Source organism: Pseudomonas fluorescens HK44 (assembly GCF_000217955.3).
In the GTDB taxonomy this organism is placed as follows: Bacteria; Pseudomonadota; Gammaproteobacteria; order Pseudomonadales; family Pseudomonadaceae; genus Aquipseudomonas; species Aquipseudomonas fluorescens_AQ.
In genome coordinates this window covers 15,491-34,545 of record NZ_AFOY02000028.1, presented here as the reverse complement: position 1 = coordinate 34,545, position 19,055 = coordinate 15,491, and the positions used below count along the sequence as shown (strand labels likewise).

General features: G+C 57.5%; 18 protein-coding genes and 1 pseudogene. 9 read left to right on the top strand and 10 right to left on the bottom strand.

Going from position 1 to position 19,055, the window contains the following annotated elements; translation table 11 throughout:
* Positions 1-17: 17 nt before the first annotated feature.
* Positions 18-362: a YegP family protein gene (locus tag HK44_RS28070; RefSeq protein ID WP_019692238.1), complete on the top strand. Its 345-nt coding sequence runs from the start codon at positions 18-20 to the stop codon at positions 360-362.
* A gap of 58 nt (positions 363-420) precedes the next feature.
* Here the strand turns inward: HK44_RS28070 and HK44_RS28065 are convergent, their stop codons facing one another.
* On the bottom strand, positions 421-1,440 hold the full coding sequence (locus tag HK44_RS28065; RefSeq protein ID WP_019692239.1) for a DUF4917 family protein: 1,020 nt from the start codon (positions 1,438-1,440) through the stop codon (positions 421-423).
* Between the two features lie 154 nt (positions 1,441-1,594).
* On the opposite strand from HK44_RS28065, the gene yiaY reads away from it, so the two are divergent.
* The 6 genes and pseudogenes from yiaY (at position 1,595) to HK44_RS28030 (ending at position 6,403) form a co-directional block, all read left to right on the top strand.
* Positions 1,595-2,743, top strand: a complete 1,149-nt coding sequence (gene yiaY, locus HK44_RS28060) for an L-threonine dehydrogenase (protein WP_019692240.1) — start codon at positions 1,595-1,597, stop codon at positions 2,741-2,743.
* 94 nt (positions 2,744-2,837) lie between these two features.
* Positions 2,838-3,578: a hypothetical protein gene (locus tag HK44_RS28055; RefSeq protein ID WP_019692241.1), complete on the top strand. Its 741-nt coding sequence runs from the start codon at positions 2,838-2,840 to the stop codon at positions 3,576-3,578.
* Positions 3,579-3,582: 4 nt separating this feature from the next.
* Positions 3,583-3,996 carry a VOC family protein gene (locus HK44_RS28050; RefSeq protein ID WP_019692242.1) on the top strand — a complete coding sequence of 138 codons (414 nt, stop codon included), beginning with the start codon at positions 3,583-3,585 and terminating at the stop codon, positions 3,994-3,996.
* A gap of 104 nt (positions 3,997-4,100) precedes the next feature.
* A pseudogene (locus HK44_RS28045) lies at positions 4,101-4,343 on the top strand (hypothetical protein); the annotation flags it as partial.
* Between the two features lie 60 nt (positions 4,344-4,403).
* Complete coding sequence (locus HK44_RS28035) at positions 4,404-5,747, top strand: sensor domain-containing protein (protein ID WP_019692245.1); 1,344 nt, start codon at positions 4,404-4,406, stop codon at positions 5,745-5,747.
* Between the two features lie 131 nt (positions 5,748-5,878).
* Positions 5,879-6,403, top strand: coding sequence for a DUF4142 domain-containing protein (locus HK44_RS28030; protein ID WP_019692246.1), 525 nt, complete (start codon positions 5,879-5,881; stop codon positions 6,401-6,403).
* A 210-nt stretch (positions 6,404-6,613) separates the two neighbouring features.
* On the opposite strand, the gene HK44_RS28025 is transcribed toward HK44_RS28030, so the two are convergent.
* The 4 genes from HK44_RS28025 to HK44_RS28010 form a co-directional block, all read right to left on the bottom strand.
* Positions 6,614-7,153, bottom strand: coding sequence for an AidA/PixA family protein (locus HK44_RS28025; RefSeq protein ID WP_019692247.1), 540 nt, complete (start codon positions 7,151-7,153; stop codon positions 6,614-6,616).
* Positions 7,154-7,276: 123 nt separating this feature from the next.
* A complete protein-coding gene (locus HK44_RS28020; protein ID WP_019692248.1) occupies positions 7,277-7,780 on the bottom strand; it encodes an inclusion body family protein in 504 nt (167 codons plus the stop codon).
* A 512-nt stretch (positions 7,781-8,292) separates the two neighbouring features.
* Positions 8,293-9,489 (bottom strand): DUF1501 domain-containing protein, encoded by a 1,197-nt coding sequence (locus HK44_RS28015; protein ID WP_019692250.1) that lies wholly within the window; start codon positions 9,487-9,489, stop codon positions 8,293-8,295.
* A gap of 21 nt (positions 9,490-9,510) precedes the next feature.
* A complete protein-coding gene (locus HK44_RS28010) occupies positions 9,511-11,046 on the bottom strand; it encodes a DUF1800 domain-containing protein (RefSeq protein ID WP_019692251.1) in 1,536 nt (511 codons plus the stop codon).
* 306 nt (positions 11,047-11,352) lie between these two features.
* On the opposite strand from HK44_RS28010, the gene HK44_RS28005 reads away from it, so the two are divergent.
* Complete coding sequence (locus tag HK44_RS28005; protein ID WP_019692252.1) at positions 11,353-11,682, top strand: YXWGXW repeat-containing protein; 330 nt, start codon at positions 11,353-11,355, stop codon at positions 11,680-11,682.
* 314 nt (positions 11,683-11,996) lie between these two features.
* Entirely contained in the window at positions 11,997-12,767 is a 771-nt protein-coding gene (gene tam, locus HK44_RS28000) for a trans-aconitate 2-methyltransferase (RefSeq protein WP_019692253.1), read from the top strand.
* A gap of 35 nt (positions 12,768-12,802) precedes the next feature.
* Here tam and HK44_RS27995 read toward each other — a convergent pair whose 3' ends face one another.
* The 5 genes from HK44_RS27995 to HK44_RS27975 all read right to left on the bottom strand — a co-directional run bounded on the left by HK44_RS27995 (position 12,803) and on the right by HK44_RS27975 (position 18,924).
* A complete protein-coding gene (locus HK44_RS27995) occupies positions 12,803-13,210 on the bottom strand; it encodes a type II toxin-antitoxin system HicB family antitoxin (protein ID WP_019692254.1) in 408 nt (135 codons plus the stop codon).
* 31 nt (positions 13,211-13,241) lie between these two features.
* Positions 13,242-13,424 (bottom strand): type II toxin-antitoxin system HicA family toxin, encoded by a 183-nt coding sequence (locus HK44_RS27990; RefSeq protein ID WP_019692255.1) that lies wholly within the window; start codon positions 13,422-13,424, stop codon positions 13,242-13,244.
* A 395-nt stretch (positions 13,425-13,819) separates the two neighbouring features.
* Complete coding sequence (locus tag HK44_RS27985) at positions 13,820-14,050, bottom strand: hypothetical protein (RefSeq protein WP_141651780.1); 231 nt, start codon at positions 14,048-14,050, stop codon at positions 13,820-13,822.
* A gap of 151 nt (positions 14,051-14,201) precedes the next feature.
* Entirely contained in the window at positions 14,202-16,673 is a 2,472-nt protein-coding gene (locus tag HK44_RS27980) for a sigma factor-like helix-turn-helix DNA-binding protein (protein WP_019692257.1), read from the bottom strand.
* Positions 16,666-18,924, bottom strand: a complete 2,259-nt coding sequence (locus tag HK44_RS27975) for a DEAD/DEAH box helicase family protein (RefSeq protein ID WP_019692258.1) — start codon at positions 18,922-18,924, stop codon at positions 16,666-16,668. Before HK44_RS27975 ends, HK44_RS27980 begins: the two co-directional genes overlap by 8 nt.
* Positions 18,925-19,055 lie beyond the last annotated feature (131 nt).

Here is a 19,055-nt window from a genome sequence, read left to right as displayed (position 1 = left end):
CGCGAAGGAGAAAAAGCATGTCCGGATGGTACGAGTTGAGCAAAAGCATCACTGGCCAGTTTCGCTTTGTGCTGAAAGCGGCCAACGCCGAGACCATTCTCACCAGCGAGCTGTACACCACGCGCAGCGCCGCCGATGACGGCATCGCCTCGGTTCAGGCCAATAGCCCACTGGATGAACGCTACGAGAAAAAAACCACCAAGGATGGTCATCCTTACTTCAATCTCAAGGCTGCCAATCATCAGATTATCGGCAGCAGCGAGGCTTATTCTTCCGACGCCGTACGGGAAAAAGGCATCGCCAGCGTCAAGGCCAACGGACCGACCAAGGTGATCAAGGACAAAACCTTGCCGGTGCTTTGAATACCCTGAAAATCCCCTGTGTGCGAGCCTGCTCGCGATGGCGTCGCTCCCGGCGCCACTAAACCTCGACTGGAATGGATAACTTCGGGCTACCCAACGCATGGCTCTTCGAATCAAAAAACCTCAACTCCACACCAGTCCCTTCAAACACCTTCGTGTAATGCCGCTTCTGGCTCTGGATGAACGCCGCGCTGCGCGGGTAAATCGAGACGGCCACGGTCTTCGGTTTCGCCTGGCGCAGGGCATGAACGATGTGAGTGTCCTGCTTGCCCAGGCTGTGGCCGAAGATGCACAGCGCGTCGCTTTGCTTGAGTAACTGGTCATAGCAGAACGACAGGTAATCCGAACTGCGGATGGTCTTGAGCTTGTCTTCAGAGCTGCCTTCGCTGACGAACAGCGGCACGTCGTCCAGCGTCTTGATCGTGTTGTTGATCGCAAAACTGCCCAGCAGCGTGCCCTCTGTCGAGGTCAGTTTGCGTGCGGTGCCGTCCTGGTTGCGCACCAGATGCAAGCCGCCGTGCAGGTAGAGCAGGCGGGTTTTATCCGCGGTGCTGGCGCTCAGGTCGAAGCTCGGCTCGGTGCCGTGAAACAGGTCATTGATGACGTCGGGTTGGTGCTGGATCGCCCAGTAATTGAGCAGGTCGTAGTTGGTGGTGAACACCGTCGGATAGGTACTCAACTCCTGATTGATCGCCGCCAGGCTTGAGGCCTGCACCAGGCGCCACGGGATATGCACCGCGTGCACGGTGTTGATCAGCGCTTCCTTGATCGCGTAGTAGCGATTGCGCGGTGCGGCAGAGCTCACGGCCAGGGCCTTGTTGACCCGGCTGGTGGTTTTCAGTGCGCTCAGCACTTGCTCGAAACTGCGGGTTTGCATCGCGTCGAACACGCTCAGTTCGGACTGGCTCAACGGCTTTTCTTCGACCGTGCGGGCGTTCTCGAACAGCGAGTCGTAACCAAAATCATCCCACACCGCACGGCTGGCGCCATTGCCCACCAGCAGGCCGCTGAACGGGGTGGTTGCGCGCAACGCATTCCAGTCTTCTAGTCGGGCATCAAATTCCTGGAAATCGCTCATGCGTCGGTCATCTCAAACGGGTGGAGTGCAGGGCGCAGACTTTATCACGACCGGGTGTTGAGCCAGATCAAGATGCGCGGTAACGGATGGGTCGATCCTTTGGGCCTGCGCTGAATCGGGGTTGCCGGTTCGGCCCTATCGAAGAGGATTGGTGATGACCAGCACGTTTTTCATTCCTGCCGTGAACATCATGGGCACCGGTTGCCTCGACGAAGCCATGAACGCCATTCGCAACTATGGTTTTCGCAAGGCCTTGATCGTGACGGACGCTGGATTGGCCAAGGCTGGCGTGGCAGGGTTGATCGCTGACAAACTGGCGATGCAGGACATCGACTCGGTGATATTCGACGGTGCCAAACCGAACCCGAGCATCGCCAACGTCGAAAGCGGCCTGGAACTGCTCCGGCGCAGCCAGTGTGATTGCGTAGTTTCCCTGGGCGGCGGCTCACCCCACGATTGCGCCAAAGGCATCGCGTTGTGCGCCACCAACGGCGGCAAGATTGCCGATTACGAGGGCGTCGACCAATCAGCCAAGCCGCAATTGCCGCTGATCGCGATCAACACCACCGCGGGCACCGCCAGCGAGATGACCCGTTTCTGCATCATCACCGACGAATCGCGCCACGTGAAAATGGCCATCGTTGACCGCAATGTCACGCCGCTGCTGTCGGTCAACGACCCGACGCTGATGGCGGCCATGCCCAAGGGCCTGACCGCAGCAACCGGCATGGACGCCTTGACCCACGCCATCGAAGCTTACGTTTCCACGGCCGCCAACCCGATCACCGACGCCTGCGCACTGAAAGCCATCGAGCTGATCAGCCGCAACCTGCGCCTGGCCGTGCACGACGGCAGCGACATGATCGCCCGGGAAAACATGGCGTATGCGCAGTTCCTCGCCGGCATGGCATTCAACAATGCTTCGCTGGGGTTTGTGCATGCAATGGCGCACCAGTTGGGCGGTTTTTATGACTTGCCCCACGGTGTGTGCAACGCGGTACTGCTGCCGCACGTGCAGAGCTTCAACGCGCCAGTGTGCGCCGAACGCCTGGCGGTGGTGGCGCAGGCTCTGGGGGCCGACGCGCTCGGAATCAGTTCGCAAGAGGGCGCCCAGGCGGCCATCGTGGCGATCCGCGCGTTGGCCAGGGATGTGGAGATTCCCGGCGGTTTGCGCGACCTCGGCGCCAAGCTGCAAGACATTCCGATCCTCGCCGCCAATGCCTTGAAAGACGCCTGCGGCCTGACCAATCCACGGGCGGCGGATCAGCAGCAGATCGAGGAGATCTTTCGCAGCGCGTTTTGAAGTGCTGTATCGAACGGGTTGAATCGACAGACCGGGCAGGCGATAGTGCATGGCTGATCTTTTATCGATTGATGACGTTCGCAAGGAACAGGGAATGACCTTGAAATACAGCTGGCTGGGATGTGTGGCAATGAGTGGTGCGCTGGGCGCAACCCAGGCGTATGCCGAGTGTGTAACACCACCATTGCCTGAGGGTGTATCGGGTTATTCGGTGTGTAAGGACTGGCCGGCCTATGACGGCCAGACCATCATCGCGCTGTCGCAAATCGAACCGGATCCGACCCTCAGCCAGGAGCCGGACGGCACCGGAATGTACGACCTGAAACTGGCCGTGGTGTCCAATGTCGACGGCAAGCCACTGGCCCGCTATGCCAAAGCCTCGGCGTTCAGCTCCGATGCCGTCCGGTTCGAAGGGCTGAGCATCGACACCGCGCGCTACAAGCTTACTTCCGACCTGCGGGCATTCGGTGTGCGTGCGGGGTTCACCGGCTCGTCACGGGCCAATCCTTTCGACGAGGCCTGGCTGTCGCTGTATGTTCGCGAAGGCAACACACTGCGCCCGGTACTGGAACAATTGGTGATCGAATCCGCAAGCGGTGAGTGGGATACCAACTGCACCGGCGAATTTTCGCGCACCAAACGCACCCTGGACATGGCCAAAACCAGCAGCAATGGTTTCGCCGACCTGATCGTCAAATCGGTAACCACCGGCTCGCAAAACACTATGAAAAACGGTGATTGTGAGTACAAGGATACGGTGGGGAAAACGCTACTGACGACGCTGCGGTATGACGGTCAGCAGTATGTTGTTCCCAAAGAGTTAAAAGGGCTCTGAACCGATGCTCTCAGGACTTAGCCACCTGACCCTGGCGGTCACCGATCTGGACCGCAGCGTGGCGTTCTATCATGGCCTGTTGCACCTGCGCCTCGACACCACCTGGGACCGCGGCGCCTATCTGTGGTTGCCAGGGTTGTGGTTGTGCCTGTCTCTCGATCCGCTGCGTCGGCCGGAAGCCGCAGTCGATTACACCCATTACGCATTCAGCGTGGGCGCCAGCGACTTCCCGGTATTGGTTGAACGACTGCGAGCCGTGAGGGTTCTGGAGTGGCGGGACAATCGCAGCGAAGGTGCGTCGTTTTATTTTCTGGATCCAGATGGGCACAAGCTTGAAGTCCATGTCGGGAATCTGGCGTCGCGACTTGAGGCGTGTCGCCGGAAACCTTATGCGGGGATGCAGATTTTCACGTCGTAACGGGGCGCACTGAAGCGTTCATCATGAGGTATGACTCTAGATCATGGCTCCTTGAGTGTTAGTGGTTACATCGGCTTGAAACCGCTGATACAAACACGCAAATGTGGCTGATTTTTCTGAGCTTCGTTGGCGGTATCGCCGTATGCGCTATTCTGATCGGCATTGTGGGCACTCGTCGGCTGCGCCCGTTGTATCAGCGTCATGAGCTGGCAATTACCCGGATGTGCGGGGTAATGTTCACCGGCTTCGCTGTCAACGCCTTGCTGCATGGGGTTGCGGGGTGTTGGCGAACAAGGTTTGAGGCTGCACGCAAGGCTGCGACAGCTGCATCAGGACATCCTGTTTAGCGATGGCCGGGTCGAGGGATTGATACTCACGGCTGCACTCTTGGACAGTATCCATCTTTGATGACCACCAGTAATTCCGCGCCGCTGGCGAGCTACATCGATCTTTTGCTCGACGTCGTGTGTGCGGTCGATAGTCAGGGACGCTTCGTCTTTGTCAGTGCCGCTTGCGAGCGAGTGTTCGGTTTTACCCAGGACGAGCTGATCGGCCAGCCGATGATCGAGATGGTCCACCCGGCCGATCGCCAACGGACCCTGGACGCGGCCCGGGAAATCATGCGCGGCCAGCCCAACCCGAACTTTGAAAACCGCTACCTGCGCAAGGATGGTCAGGTGGTGCATCTGCTCTGGTCGGCGCGTTGGTCTGAAGTCGACCAACTGCGCATCGCCGTAGCCCGTGATATCACCGAACGCAAACAGGCTGAGTCCCGACAGGCCGCACTGTACGCGATCTCCGAAGCAGCCCATGCCGCTGAGGATTTGCTGGCGCTGTTCAAACGCATTCATCAACTGATCGGCGAATGGTTACCGGCGTTGAACTTCTCGGTAGCGCTCTACGACGAGCACTGCAAGCAATTGAATTTCCCGTACCACGTCGACGATCACGAGCACGATCCGGTGTTTACCGTGACTGGCCAGCTCTGCGCCGAGGTAATTCGCACGGGGCAGTCGGTGTTGGTGACGCCCGACCAACCTGCTGCGATGCCCGGACTTTACGAGGTCATGAATGGCCAGGATCCACCCTGCTGGTTGGGCGTACCGCTGAACTCACAGAAAGGCACCATCGGTGCGCTGATCGTCAAAAGCGTACCCGGTGGCGAACACTATACCGAGCGCGACAAGGAGCTGCTGCAATACGTCTGTGCCCAGGTCGCGGCAGCCATTGAGCGCAAGCAATTGCACAGTCGGCTGCAATACATGGCACAGCACGACCAGTTGACCCGATTGCCCAATCGCGAACTGTTGCGTGAACGCCTGACTGCAGCCCTCGGCAGAGCTAGAAAAGAGTCTGGACGCATGGCTCTGCTGTATGTCGATCTGGACCATTTCAAACAGGTCAACGACACCTATGGCCATGGTGTCGGCGACATGTTGCTGCAAGCCGTGGCTAATCGACTGCAAGGCTGCGTGCGTGAGTCCGACACGGTAGCGCGCATTGGCGGTGATGAGTTTGTCGTCCTGCTCGACAGTGTTCAGGCGACCGAAGACGCGGCGCGGGTCGCGATCAAGATCCGTCAGGTCCTCGGCCAGCCGATGCGTCTGGACAGCCATAGCCTGAACATCATGCCGAGCATCGGTATCGCGCTTTACCCCGAGCATGGCAGTGAGGAAAAGCAATTGTTCAAGCACGCAGATGAGGCCATGTACGCTGCCAAGCGCTTGAGCGGGCGTCTGGACCGCGCCTGATTCGACTTTGGCGCGGGGCACCGTTCGTCGCGGCAGGCTCAACTTTTCTAAACCTTTGTGGTGTTTTAACTTCAGACGTCAGACGGGGGAAACCCGCTGCACTCATTTGCCTGTTCAAGGAGGGCGCGACCATGAAGCATATGGCCAGCCGATTACCGACCATCAGTTTTGCCGTGTTGCTGGGCCTGGGCGCCAGCAATGCTTTGGCCCAGTCGCCAGCCGAATTCATCAACGACGCCTCGGCCAAAGGTATGGCCGACATTGAAGCCAGCCGCCTGGCTCACCAGAAAACCGAATCCAAAGAGGTCAAGGATTACGCGATTGTGGTGATCAACGACCGCACCACGGCCAACCAGCACCTGGCGAAAATCGCCAGGAAACTCGATCTGCCCGTTGCCCCCAGAGACGAGGTGGCCAACAAAGCCAAGGCATTGGTTCCTGAGGTCAAGGACGGCGACTCGTTCGACGCGACCTTTGCCGCCAGCCAGGTACAAACTACCCAGGAAGCCATCGATCAGTTGAAGCAGGAAGCACAAACCACTGACGTGCCGGAGATCAAGGCCTTCGCCGCGGAAACCCTACCCAAGCTTGAAAACCACCTGCAAATGGCCAAGGCCCTTCAAGCCAGCCGTCAATCGGCTCGGGTGGATGGCTGAGTCATGCATACTCACACGATCTGTAGCAGCTGGCGAAGCCTGCGTTCGAGGGTGAAACCCTCGCAAAACCGTGTTATCGGCACCTCAGAAATGATGCAGTGTCAGATTTACGGCCGCTACGCGGGCCGAACGCAGCCTTCGGCAGCTGCTACGGAGTAGGTGACGAGCCAGTACCGCTGTGAGCCTCGCCACAAAAACAGTCCCGGTACTTCAGCCCGACAGCTTCGCCCCAACCGTCCAACTGAAATACCCCAGCACTTCACAACTGCTGTTCACCAGCATGAAGTTCAGCTTGCACTGCTCTACACCGATGCTCAATTGTTGGAAATGCCAGTAGTGATCATCGGCTTTCACCGGGAGTGGTTCGGTGAGGGTTCCGGGGTTGAGGGCGGGCAAGGTCAGGCCCCGGTGTACCTCAAGTTGCGGTTTTGACAGCACCCCGGCATCACCCACGGACAGGTCGTAAAACACCACGCTATGCTCGGCGTGCAGGCCGACGGTTCGGCCCCGTAAATGGACGGTTTTTCCCGAGTTTGTGGCCAGCTCAAGGCAGATACCCTTGGCGGCCGGCGTTGTCCTTTGGGTTGCGCCAATGGTGAAAATGAAGCCGTTGTCGATCGCGGTCGGGTTTTGCGGGTCGAGGCTTGGTTGTGGGTAGCGGGTGAGCAGGGATTCGGCATCGACAATCAGCAACACATTGGTTGCCTGCTCAGTGGTGGGTGACGGGATTGCGCTGGTATCTGTGGACATCACGGCTTCCTTTCATGATGTGGGTGGATCGCGACGCACCGCTGCGGCTTACGCAAGACATCCAGTTCCAGGCGGGACGCGAGGCAGAGGGCAAAGCCCCTTGTCGCCAAGGGGCCGTCCAGATCAGTTACGGATAGTGATGAACGGATCCCACGAGCAGCAACCTACAATCTGGCAGTCCCGGTTCACGATCAGGAAGTTGAAGTGATAGGTCACGCTGCCGGTGGCCAGGGTTTCCGAAGACCAGTAATGGTTATCGACTTTCTGGCAGCTAGGCACCGACGGGTTGCTGGTGTTTGGCACGGCAACACAGGCGGTGGCCTTGCGTGGAGTCGGTGTCGAGATCAGCTCATTACCCGCGTTGCCGATGAACTTGTAGAAAACCACTGCCGTTTCGAAACTCTGCGACAGGCTGGTTTCGCGCCAGCGAATCAGGTCACCGACCGAGGCTTTCAAATTCAGTTCGCCACCGGCCTGGCCATTGATCACGTTGTCCCGGTTGGTGACCATGTACACGTGATTGACATCAATCAATGTTGGCGCGGCAGGGTTTTTGCTGATGTTCGGGTAGTTTTTCAGAATGGATTCGGTGTCGATCGAAACAAGCACATCCGTTACTCGAGACATAGTAAAGCTCCTTGTTCATAGTGAGAGCCTGGCATCTACCAGGCACAACAACGCTTGATTGCCTTGCGGCTGTTGTAAGCGCACTACTATGAGGAACCCACGGATCACAGGGTATGAGCTGGCCTGGCTCCTTGCCTATAAAAGTGATCGGTCCGGGTTCCTTCCAACAGGCCGCGTCTGGACTATAGATGCCGATATGAAGCTGTCAAAACAGAGGGCGTTTCACTCGATGAGCGGTCGTTTTACTTCTAATTTCCGATGATTTGGCGATAAGGAAATGGTGATCCAGAACGTTTCCCAAGCGTTGATCTCCCTCTAAACCGTGTGCCATTGAGCAACGATTACCAATCCCGGCAGCTTCACTTCCAGGGTGTCAGAGAATTAACCGTCGATGGCTTTGAGCAAGCCTTGCGCCGATGTTCGATCCAGGCTGATGGCCTTGAGTCCGGAGCTTGCGACCAGCAGTGCCTTGAGGTCTTTCAACGTAATGCGTTGCGTATTTCTTACGCCGATCAGAGCAACTGCAATGCATCCGGACGTGCACCGGGAAATACGCTCTGCAACTGTGACGCGGATAAGCCCCACGTTCTGCCAAGCAAACCACCGAGCAGGTTCCGATAATTGTTGAGCACCGGGTAATCGCGGTTTTGCAGCAGGCTTTGCGGGTTGACCGCCACCTGTTCGCCAACGATTCGCCCGCCGCGAACATTGCCGCCGAGTACCCAATAGACCGTGCCATGCCCGTGATCAGTGCCCCTGGCGCCGTTTTCACGAAAGGTGCGGCCGAACTCCGAGACCACCACCACGGTGGTGTTGTTCCATTCATCCCCCAGCGCCTGGGCGTAGGCGACCAGACCTTCACCAAGGTTCGCCAGATTGTTGGCCAGTTGGCCACTGGTGCTGCCTTGATTGACGTGGGTGTCCCAGCCGCCGACATCGACGAAACCCAGTCGGTACTGGTCGCGCATCAGTGTTGCCATACGTCGGGTCTGCGCAGCAAAGTTCTGCGCATTCGGCGCACCACGATTGGCCTTGACCATCTCTTCTTGCAGATCCTTTGACACCTGCTGGCGAAGTTCAAGGCCACCGGCTGCGGAGGCGGCATAAGGTGTGTTTTGGTACATCGACGAAAGAATCGCCGATTGCCGAGCATCGAAGGCCGGTTTCGAGGCACCGCGCAATGAGATGTTAGGGATGGCGTTGCCGCCCTGGAAGCTCAGGGGCAAAGCATCGGTGAACGCGATGGGCGCACTGTTTGGCACCTGACGCGACAAACGTGCAAGAAAGCCCGAGTCGTAACGGTTGCGCTGTTGGGTCGGTTCGCCAGACTCGATGTTGTCCTGGGTTTCGAAGTGACTGCGGGACAAATCATCGGTTCCGGCGAATGGCACGAACGCGATCTGCTTGCGTTGCCACAACGGGTAGATCGAATCGCGTAAAACCGGGTTCAGGCCCCAATGGCTGTCCAGTGCAATGGCGCTGTTGGGGTTATGCGAGTCCGGCCGGGCAATGGCGAGAGTCGGACGCGACTCGTAGTAAAAATCGCTGGAACAGGGCACCAGCAGGTTGTTGCAGTCGTAGCCGCCGCGAAGAAAAACGATCAGAAAGCGTGGCGCCGAAACGGGGGCAGCGAACAGCTTTGCACTAAACGACAAGGACGGAAGCGTCGCGGCTGCCGCAGCGGCAATCAGCAGTTCTCGACGATTCATGGCGGCACCTCGTTACGCGGTTTAGCGGTTATTGAAGTCAGGTGAGGCGAGCAAAAAGGTGTTCCATTCCTGAGGCGACACGGCCTTGTTCAGCGCGTCAAGGGTCGCTGCTGAAAGGTGTGGAGAGATGGCCTCGTAGAATAACGGTGTGGTGATCATTGGAAACCCGGGACCGGGCAGGTTGCTACCTTGCGGGGTAAACAAACGGTTATCACCACGCCCGATTGCCCGGGCGATTTCGAAGCGTTTGGACATCTGCCCCGAGCTCGACCAACCGCTGGACGCAAGCGGCCAGCCATCCGGTGTCACGCGACCGAATACTGGCTGTCCCAACTGATTGAGCCAATTGATCATTGGCCTGGCGTTGGCCAGCGGCTTGCCGTCATAGGCCAGCCGCACCGCCGACACCACAAACTGCATCGGGTCCTTGAACTTGGTCCCAGCGCTTTGCAGCAACTCCCTCGACTCGAACAACGTACGCATCACTTGGGCGATATCGCCGTCGCTGTCCTGGAAGGTCTTGGCCATCCGTTCCACCAGCGCGGGCGACGGCCGATCGGCGACGAAGTATTCGGCCAGCTGTTGCGAGATAAAATGCGCACAGGCTTTCTGCCGGGTGATCAGCTCCACGGCCTGACGGATCTCGTCAAAACCGCTGCCTCTGATCAGTTGGCCAAGCAGTACCTTGTCGCTAAAGTCATGACGACGAGGATTGAATTCGAACAGCCCTTCGCGCACTACCAAGGCCTGTAACCGAGGAGCAAACTTCTGCGTACGACCATCGAGCGGCATCAGCCCGGCGCCGGTCAGAATCAACGCCAGTTGCTGCACATCCTGCTGGGTATAGCCTGAACCGACGCCCAGGGTGTGCAGCTCCATTAATTCGCGGGCGTAATTCTCGTTGACCTTGCCCCGGGCATTTTGCACGTTGTCCAGGTACTCAAGCATCGCCGGACTCTTGAGGGTGGCCATCACCAGGTCCTTGAACTTGCCCAATGCGTGTGGACGAATTGCGTGTTCTGCGTAGTCCGCCGTCAGCACCCGTATGCGAGCTTTGCCCTGAAACACGCTGAAGTGGTTGAGCCAGAAACCCACCAACTGCTCTTTGAGCTGATTAGGCCCATACACCGCATGCAACAGCACGGCTTCACGCGCTTGTTCTGCAAGTTCGTTGACGTGTTGTTGTGCATCTTTTTTTGCAGCGTTTTTGGCGTCGCCTTCGGGCATGGCCTTGAGCTGTTCCTGCTGGCTCCTGAATGCCAGCAACAATGATTCAGGCGGCGTGCTCAATACCGGATAACTGTGCAATAACGCGTTGATTGCCGGTGGCAGCGGGGTGTTGATGCGGTCGGCCAATTGGGCTTGAAGCAACCCCCCGCGGCCCATGCTGCGCAAGCGCGCCAGGCTGGCGGCATCCAGATCGAAGCCATCGCGGCGTAGCCAGGCAATGTCGCTCGGGTTGAGCGCTGCGGGTGTACCGGCCAAGGCGAGGGAGGGAAACAACAGCAAACAGGCCGACAGACACAACGGGCGCAAAACGGCATGTGGCACGTGCATGTAGGAGGTTCCCGAATATCAAGAGAGACGTCGACAGCAGCCAGTGTAGTTTCCACCTGTGCAGCTGACGCGATGCTGAATAACGTGCATCTGGAACAGCTCAACAAAGATGGCGTTGCACTTTTTCTTGCAGGTTCTGCGAGCTGTGGAAGGTCAACTTTTCTTTACACAGTTCCTGTGGGTGGGTTCAGGTATTAGACAGATATCTGCTGGTACAAATATTCATACGCCAAGCAGGAGCGCGGCGGTAAAGGGGGCATGGTTTTACGGGGTTACTCTATTGGCCGATGAGCCTCAGGAGGCAGCATGTTGTTACGTTACGCGGCATTGGTAGCAGTGGTCATAGCGGCCTCCGGTTGCGTACAGGAGCGGGTGGTTCATGACCGGCGTCCGCCGCCACGCGAGTACGTCGAAGTCATCGCACCGCAGCCACCACCGGTCCAGGTGATCGAAGTGGAGCCCGCGGGCCGGCCGGGGTATGTCTGGTCGCGCGGTTACTGGCGCTGGGAAGGCGGGCGTTATGTCGCCGTTCGCGGGCACTGGGAACCGGAACGCCGGGGCTATCGTTATGTGCACCCGCATTGGGAACAGCGCAACGATGGCTGGCATTGGCAAGGCGGGGGCTGGGCCCACTAGATCCAGTGTTTCGCTGAATCAAAAACAGCGACCTGTGAAGACAATGCCAGCCAGTTAAGCGCTCCCACAGGTTTGTGCCTTAACTGGCTGGCATTGCCTTCATAGGTTGCTCTTTTTTGTGCAGGTCTTTTGATATGAACCTGCGGGCTCGTCTATCGATCGGACTTGCCCGACATCGGCGTAACCACCTTCACCACATCATCCCCCAACCGAATCTTGACGAACCTGGCAGGGCCGTCGCTTACTGGCGCCCCACGAGCGAAACGCAGAGTTTAGCGCGTCGCTCATGTCCTGACCCATTACAGGAGTACGCGATGAGTTGGTCTGCCAAACAGTATGTGGCTTTCGAAGATGAGCGCACGCGCCCGGCGCGCGATTTGCTGGCCGCTATCCCGAACACCGATGCGCGTTCGGTGATCGACATCGGCTGCGGCCCTGGCAACTCTACCGAATTGCTCGTGCAGCGCTTTGCCAATGCCGCAGTGCGTGGACTGGACAGCTCGGCCGACATGATCGACGCCGCCCGCAAACGCTTGCCGGACGTACGCTTCGACACCGCCGACATTGCCACCTGGAGCGAACCCGGCCCGTTTGATGTGATCTTCGCCAACGCGGTGTTCCAGTGGTTGCCCGACCACGCCACGCTGTTGCCGTCGCTGGTGGCCAAACTCGCACCCGGCGGCAGCCTGGCGATTCAAATGCCCGACAACCTCGATCAACCGTCGCACCGGATGATGCGTGAAGTCGCCAGTAAAGGTCCCTGGGCCAGCAAGCTTGCGGACGTCGCCGGGCAACGGACGACCCTGGACGATGCCAATACTTACTACCGGATGCTGTGTTCGTGCGCCTCGCGGGTCGATGTGTGGCGCACCACCTACCATCATCCGCTGGCGGGCGGTCCAGCGGCCGTGGTCGAGTGGTTCAAGGGCAGCGGTTTGCGACCGTTTCTTGAACCGCTCGACGCGACGGAAAAAGCTCAGTACCTCGAGCATTATCTGGAAGCACTTGAGCCGTTCTTCCCGGTGCTGGCCGATGGTTCGGTGCTGCTGCCGTTCCCGCGTTTATTCATCGTCGCGACCCGCTAAGGTTCTCTGTTGCATCAGACCTGAAGCTGTCGCCCTCAGCGCTGTTGCAACACTTTCAACGCCGCCGAGGCCAGGAAGCCGGAGCGGCTTTTCTCTTCCGGGTGATGCAGCACGTATTCGTCGATACGGGTCAGCAGATAGCCGGGCAGGGTGATGTTGAGTTTCTGAGCCTTGCCCAGGTACTTGGTGACATCGATGTCCACCAATGCCCAAGTCACACCGGCGTACTGCGGATTGGCCGCGTGTACGGTGACCGTGTTGGCGGGCGGAATCGCCGAGCCGTCTTCGGCGAGTATCTCGAAGTGGCCTTCGATGGCTTCGCGCGCCATGGCGATCGCATCGTCCAGGTCATCACCGGCTGAGAAGCAGCCCTTGATATCCGGGACTTCCACGCCCCAGGCGTGTTCGTTATCGCCCATTGAAATCGCAATTGGGTAAAGCATGTTCGTTGTCCTCCGGGTGCTGTTCGCCGATTCAATGCAGCAGGGCCTGTTGCAGGATGCTGACGGCCGTTTTGGTCAGTAAATCCTTCTTCGGGTGTGGGACGGTGACCAGACCGGGCTTCGTGGGATGCTTGAAGTGGTGGTGACTGCCCCTGACCCGTACCAGATACCAGCCGTCTGCGACGATTTGGGTTATCAAATATCGGCTATTCACATCACTTCCCTGTGCTGTGTAGGTGGTTACTATACCTACTGAAAATTAGTTATCAACACTATAACCACCGTTGGTGGCGACAGAATGGATGAGTGGTTGGAAACAGTGTAGGAACCCCCGCAAGGCGGAGCGTTTGAGAACAGCACTGGAGTGTTTCTGATTCCTTCAACGCCAGCGCAATGAGTGTTTTTGTTGAATGGCGGGCATAAAAAAACCGGTCACACAGGACCGGTTTTTTCTTGTCTCTGCATCCCCCGTCAAAACCATCGCGACGTTGGACTCAATTATGTGGAGCGGTGAAGGGAACAGAAGTATTAATGAAATACGGGATGTTTGGGGTGTTTTTAAGTTCAGGTGTACAGCTTGGTGTACAAAAAATATAGAGAGTTATTGGATCAGTTTTCCGTTATCTCGCCAGCTAATTGCACAGGCAGTAGCTGCCGATCGGCATCCATCAGCAGCTCCAGCAGCCCTGCAATGGCTAGCAGGGCGGCGTTTGTTGGCTCGTTCGGCTTGAGCTTCGAAGCAGAAAGATTAAGCAGCTCAACAACTTTAGGGAGGGTGGGAAACTTCTTCAGCGCCCACGCAGTGAACTCGGCCGGGCGAAACCAGTGGAAATCACCCACTATTTGTTTACCTGTGTAGGGGCAAACGCCTGGGTTAGGGAGGGGGCTCATCGATAACAGCCTCCAGTGTGCCTGCCGCAAGCGCCATTGATATATGGGTCAGCACCTGCTCCTGCTTGCGCCCATAAGCTGAGCGAACGGTCAGTGGCGGTCAGTTGCTCTCCGCTTCTTCGTCTTCCTCGGCGCTAACGCCGGTGAGCGATCTCGCTTTGGCGCCTCTCCAGTTGTAAATGGACACCCTTGCGGCTTCATCTGTGATCGCGATGTGTCGGTGTAGCACCTCGACGCTAACTTCCATACTTTCATCCGTGGAGCACAGGGACTCGATCGCGCCAGTTAAGCTGCTAAAGGCAATTGGTTGCAAAGCAAATAGGCTCTGCCGACGGTGCCAGTGCTGCTGCTGAGCGAAAAAACGCGCTAGCGAGCCGTAGAAGTATTTTGGGTAGGTCGCCCCTTGCCGCAGGTTTAGCTCTGTCTGGATCACCGATGGGTCGACGGGCTTGCTGTGGTGCAGCAACACCTCGTTGATGGCTTGGCGCATGGCATCCAGGTCGACGTTTTCATAGCCCAGCTCCGGTGTGGTGTAGAGCATTCGGTCAACTTGTACGAGCTGGTTGGTGAGGGTCAATTCGTTGATGTAAAGCTTAGCGTGACGCAGGCTGCGGCTTTTCAACAGCTGCGCTAGTTCGTTCGTAGTCATGGGCGCCCGCCCGCGCTGCAGCGCTTGCAGAATCACGCTTTTCTGCGAGTACAATTCGAACTCAGGGTTTAGGCTGATCGAGTCAGTTTGCGATTTGCCATTGAAGTAGATGCCATGAGCTTCGCCATGCATTTTTACCAAGTAACGAACGATGTAATAATCGTGTTGCCGTAGCACTGGGGAGTCACTATGGGCTTCGCTCAAGTGGGAAACTTCCCGCTCGAGGTTGGCGAAGTAACCATGCAGCGCGTCAAATATTGCTGTGTCATCGATTGAGTCGAAGTCGATGAAGCGGGTGTGCCGATAGACACCTTTGCCTGAGACGTACATCAGCGGCGAGTCATGCAAACCATGCCCGACGATTTGCTCGGAGAACGGGCTGCGGGAAATGCCGCGGCTGTTGGCATACCGGGTGATGTCCAGCCATGGAAGGCCGTTGGTGTGTTCACTGAGCACTGCGGCGGCGGCCTCGTGCTTCTTCAAGCGCAGCGGGCGTACTTGGCCGTCAGCCAGCGCCACTTGACCTTGGGCTTGCAAGTAGTGCAAAGCGCCATGCGCATTCTTTTCATCGCATCCGAGGCACTTTTGCAGCTCCTGTAGTACGGTCTGCTGCGCGATCGCCGTACCATGTAGGGCAAAGTAGTCTTCGAGGAGCCCCAGCGGCGGCAGTGTTAGGGACGAGAGAGAAGCCAAACGGCCATGGCTGACGAATGTCAGAAACTCATGGAAGTATGCCTGATCGTTGAAACAGGCACATAGATCGCCCATTTGCAGGCGCAGCTCATCATGACGCAGGCCTTGGGCTGCCTGCCAGATGTCATCGGTATCCAATGTCAGGCAATTGTTGAGCTGTTCATTAATTATGCTTTCCAACTGGCGAATGCGCTCGCGGGACACGCCGAACTTGATGCCGACTTCCGATAGGGTCAGACGTTCGTCGACAAAACCCCATCGGTGCTGAAAGATCAGCTGACGTGTCTCGTCGAGCCCTGCGAGGTAACTGTCCAGCCGACCCAGTAAGAAGTGACCAAGCGCCTCGACAGATTCGAACGAGTGCGACCGAGTAGTAATCAGCGAGGTTTGGTCTGTTCGGAAATCCAGGGTTCCGTTGGCGATGCGCTGTAGCTCGTCTATCAACCTTTGCCGCACCTGCAACACTTGAGTCACTGAGCGGTTCCCCCAGGTTTTGACTGCTGCTTGATCCAAAGATCTGAAATTCAGAATAGTTTGGATACTCACAGTACCTATAGAGCGCTCGAGCTTGGCGACAGCTTTGCGTTCGGAGGTGTCCAACTGCATTAAGTTGAGCAGCATGTCGTCATGAACGTCAAAGTGGGTGGGGCTCATGTCGGCGGCCTCCGGCTGCATAGGCAAAACCCCCTCTGAGGCATTCATATACAAGGCTTTGAGCTCATACCAATCGTCCCGATAAGTTTTGCCGACTCCCCCGAGCTTCAGCAAGCTTTCTTCAGAGAGATTCAGGATGTCCTCCAGGCGCTCTATCGGCGCTAGATCCCCGGCGGCTTGGGCCGCGCTTCGCTGCAGCCGCAAAATCAACTTGTCGAAACGCTTGCCCAGGTGGGCATCACGAATGGCTGTGTGTGGATGCGGCAGGCACAGCGGTTCTGCGGCGGGCGCCGGATACTGCTCATCCGACGACGTCTCGACGTCATCAACCGCGTCATCGAGCACGTCAGTAGGCCGCGGCTCGGTCGCTTTTAGGTTGTTGTTCGGTAATTCCCACAGCGCCAGTAGTGCCCAGAAGCCTGGCAAGGTACGTAGAGATAGAAAGCCTTCGGTGTCCAGTCTGGCTACCAACTGGTCCAACCGTGTGGATACTGCGACCAGTGGTAGCAATCCCGCTGCGTTCATCTGTGCATCGAGGGCTTTGAGCGCCGCGGCCACTTCCGTTGTATCAAGCATGTTCACTGCTCCTCAAGCGCATCAGGAACACCGACGTTGAGCGAAACAGGCGTGTGATTTCATCGAGCTGTGTCCGCGATAAGGTCAAAAGATCAGTACGGTTGTTGACGACCCCGCGATAATGCGCGAGCAACGCGTGCTGCGCGTTTTCCTGGGCATTCGCTGAGGCAAGCTTAGGGGGCTCAGTAGGTTTCGGTGTAGCCATTTCGGCCGAGTCCAAGATTGGAGCGTCTTGCTCGCTATCGGCCACACCGTCCAGCGATAACGTTGCCTGCAGTTGCGCGATAATACGCGCCATCTCTGAAACTGTGAGCCAGGGCAATGACTTATGCACAAACTGCAACGCTAGGGCTTTGGGGCTAGGCGGCAGCCCGTGCTTTGCCAAGTCAGCGGCATAAGCCTCGGCCACAGCGTCGGTGATAGGCGCGGTCTCGGCGTGCCAGCCAAATGCAGCAAGAAGAAAGCCCTGGTAGGAGTCGAAGTGCGTCGCTACCTGGTCGACCGAGAGGTCGTCCAGGCTACTTTCCAACGCCTCGATTAGCGGTACGCGACCGGTCACCTCGTAGTAGCGCCGAAGCTGTTCGACCAAAGTCTCACGGCTGTTGAGGCGATAGCTCAGGCGCTCGATCAACTCCAGCACCCGTGCCGCGGACTGGCTGTAGGTCACTTCGATGGTGTCGTCGTGTAGGCTTTGCTGTTCTTCATGGGCCTCATCTAAGTCGCCCTCCACTGGTCCCTGGCGCTTGTTTTGCACAGCCTTTACCAACTGCTGGACATCCTTAAGCCGGTCTAGAGAGCCGACGAAGTCGAGCACGTGCACGCAGTCTTTGTTTGCGGTTTTACGCAGTCCCCGGCCCAACTGCTGCAGCCATACGGTCTTCGAACCGGTGTAGCGCATGAAAACCAGCAGGTTGGTTTCAGGAATATCGATTCCTTCGTTAAACAGGTCGCAGACCAGGATGTAACTGAGCTCCCCCTCGCGAAAATTCCGGATGTTCTCGCGCCGCAGGGCTTCTGGCATTCGCGAGTGTACAGAGGTAGCAGTGCCCGCTTCGAAGAAGCCCAGTAGGTGCTGGAGGTGCCTGATGTTCCGGCAGAATACGATACCTTTGACGCTGCCAAGTTGCTTTTTCTTGATCGTCGCCTCGATCAGGCGCACGACTTCTTGGTCTTTTTTATGCAGGAACAGCCGTTTATCCAAGTCAGAAACCGACAAGCCACTTTCCAGTTGATCGATACGTTCCTGGTCGATGTCATCGAGCATTACCATGTACTTGGGGAAGGCCAGCTTTTTATTCTGTAGTGCCCAGATCAGATCGTAGCGGCCGATGTGGCCGTCAGGTCCTCCGAAGAAATCGCTGACACTCTTGTTGTCGGTGCGCCAGGGCGTTGCGGTGAGGCCAATCAGCAAACGCGGCTGGAAATGCGTCACTACCCCGGCGTAGGTGCGCGCCGGGGTGTGGTGAGCTTCGTCGACGATCACGTAATCGAATCTGTTCACCGACAGGGTGCCCAGTTGACTGTAGAGCGTGTCAAAACTGGCGAACACCAGGTCGGTATCCTCGGGCCGGACGCCCGCAAAACAGGCGGAAAAACTGTAGTTGCCCACGCCCAGAACGTTTTTGAAGGCGGTGACCGACTGCAGCAGTATCTCGATCTGATGGGCAATGAACAGCACCCTTTGGCCTCTTGGACCGCGCTCGAGCAACTGCTTAATCAATAGCGCAACGGTGTAAGTTTTGCCCAGACCGGTGGCCATCTCAATCAGCAGTTTGCGTTTGCCTGCGTCGACGTGCTCCAGGGCCTGCTGGATTACTTGCACCTGGTATTCCCGCGGTTTGATCTTTCGGCCTATCTCCGAACCATGGACCACGAACAAGTTTTTCAGCTCGTCGCGGTCGATTAGTTCGACACCCAAACGCAACGCACGCACCTTTACCTCGGAGGTGAAGTACGAATTGGTGACCAGGATCATCTGCTTTACACCAGCAAGCTTGGCCCCGGTGACCAACTGATTGAGGGCACTGACGTCCACCGTAATGCCCAGCTGGCGTTGCTTGACCTCCACGGCGAACTTGCGCCCACCGCGGTAGGCGAAAATGTCCACCCCACCGTCACCGTGGCGGTAATCACTGCCCACCTCTGTGACCACCGCATCCTGCCAGCCAGAGGCCTCCAGCAAGTCCTTTACAAAATGCTCGAAATCCTTATGGCTCAGGCCATCCACTGACCTGAAATCTTCAATATGCATTGCTTCCCCTAAACACCCATTCAATGCCAGGCACGAGCGTTTCAACGCGGCATTTCGGTGTGCAGAGTAGCAAGTTTCACACGATCCAGCCCCATCTCGCAGCCTTGTCGAACGCCTGGCCAGTGGAACTT

Bases quoted from the DNA above. Each gene is read 5' to 3' on its own strand.
- HK44_RS28070 (WP_019692238.1), top strand. From the start codon at position 18: ATGTCCGGATGGTACGAGTTGAGCAAAAGCATCACTGGCCAGTTTCGC.
- HK44_RS28065 (WP_019692239.1), bottom strand. From the start codon at position 1,440: ATGAGCGATTTCCAGGAATTTGATGCCCGACTAGAAGACTGGAATGCG.
- yiaY (WP_019692240.1), top strand. From the start codon at position 1,595: ATGACCAGCACGTTTTTCATTCCTGCCGTGAACATCATGGGCACCGGT.
- HK44_RS28055 (WP_019692241.1), top strand. From the start codon at position 2,838: ATGACCTTGAAATACAGCTGGCTGGGATGTGTGGCAATGAGTGGTGCG.
- HK44_RS28050 (WP_019692242.1), top strand. From the start codon at position 3,583: ATGCTCTCAGGACTTAGCCACCTGACCCTGGCGGTCACCGATCTGGAC.
- HK44_RS28035 (WP_019692245.1), top strand. From the start codon at position 4,404: ATGACCACCAGTAATTCCGCGCCGCTGGCGAGCTACATCGATCTTTTG.
- HK44_RS28030 (WP_019692246.1), top strand. From the start codon at position 5,879: ATGAAGCATATGGCCAGCCGATTACCGACCATCAGTTTTGCCGTGTTG.
- HK44_RS28025 (WP_019692247.1), bottom strand. From the start codon at position 7,153: ATGTCCACAGATACCAGCGCAATCCCGTCACCCACCACTGAGCAGGCA.
- HK44_RS28020 (WP_019692248.1), bottom strand. From the start codon at position 7,780: ATGTCTCGAGTAACGGATGTGCTTGTTTCGATCGACACCGAATCCATT.
- HK44_RS28015 (WP_019692250.1), bottom strand. From the start codon at position 9,489: ATGAATCGTCGAGAACTGCTGATTGCCGCTGCGGCAGCCGCGACGCTT.
- HK44_RS28010 (WP_019692251.1), bottom strand. From the start codon at position 11,046: ATGCACGTGCCACATGCCGTTTTGCGCCCGTTGTGTCTGTCGGCCTGT.
- HK44_RS28005 (WP_019692252.1), top strand. From the start codon at position 11,353: ATGTTGTTACGTTACGCGGCATTGGTAGCAGTGGTCATAGCGGCCTCC.
- tam (WP_019692253.1), top strand. From the start codon at position 11,997: ATGAGTTGGTCTGCCAAACAGTATGTGGCTTTCGAAGATGAGCGCACG.
- HK44_RS27995 (WP_019692254.1), bottom strand. From the start codon at position 13,210: ATGCTTTACCCAATTGCGATTTCAATGGGCGATAACGAACACGCCTGG.
- HK44_RS27980 (WP_019692257.1), bottom strand. From the start codon at position 16,673: ATGCTTGATACAACGGAAGTGGCCGCGGCGCTCAAAGCCCTCGATGCA.
- HK44_RS27975 (WP_019692258.1), bottom strand. From the start codon at position 18,924: ATGCATATTGAAGATTTCAGGTCAGTGGATGGCCTGAGCCATAAGGAT.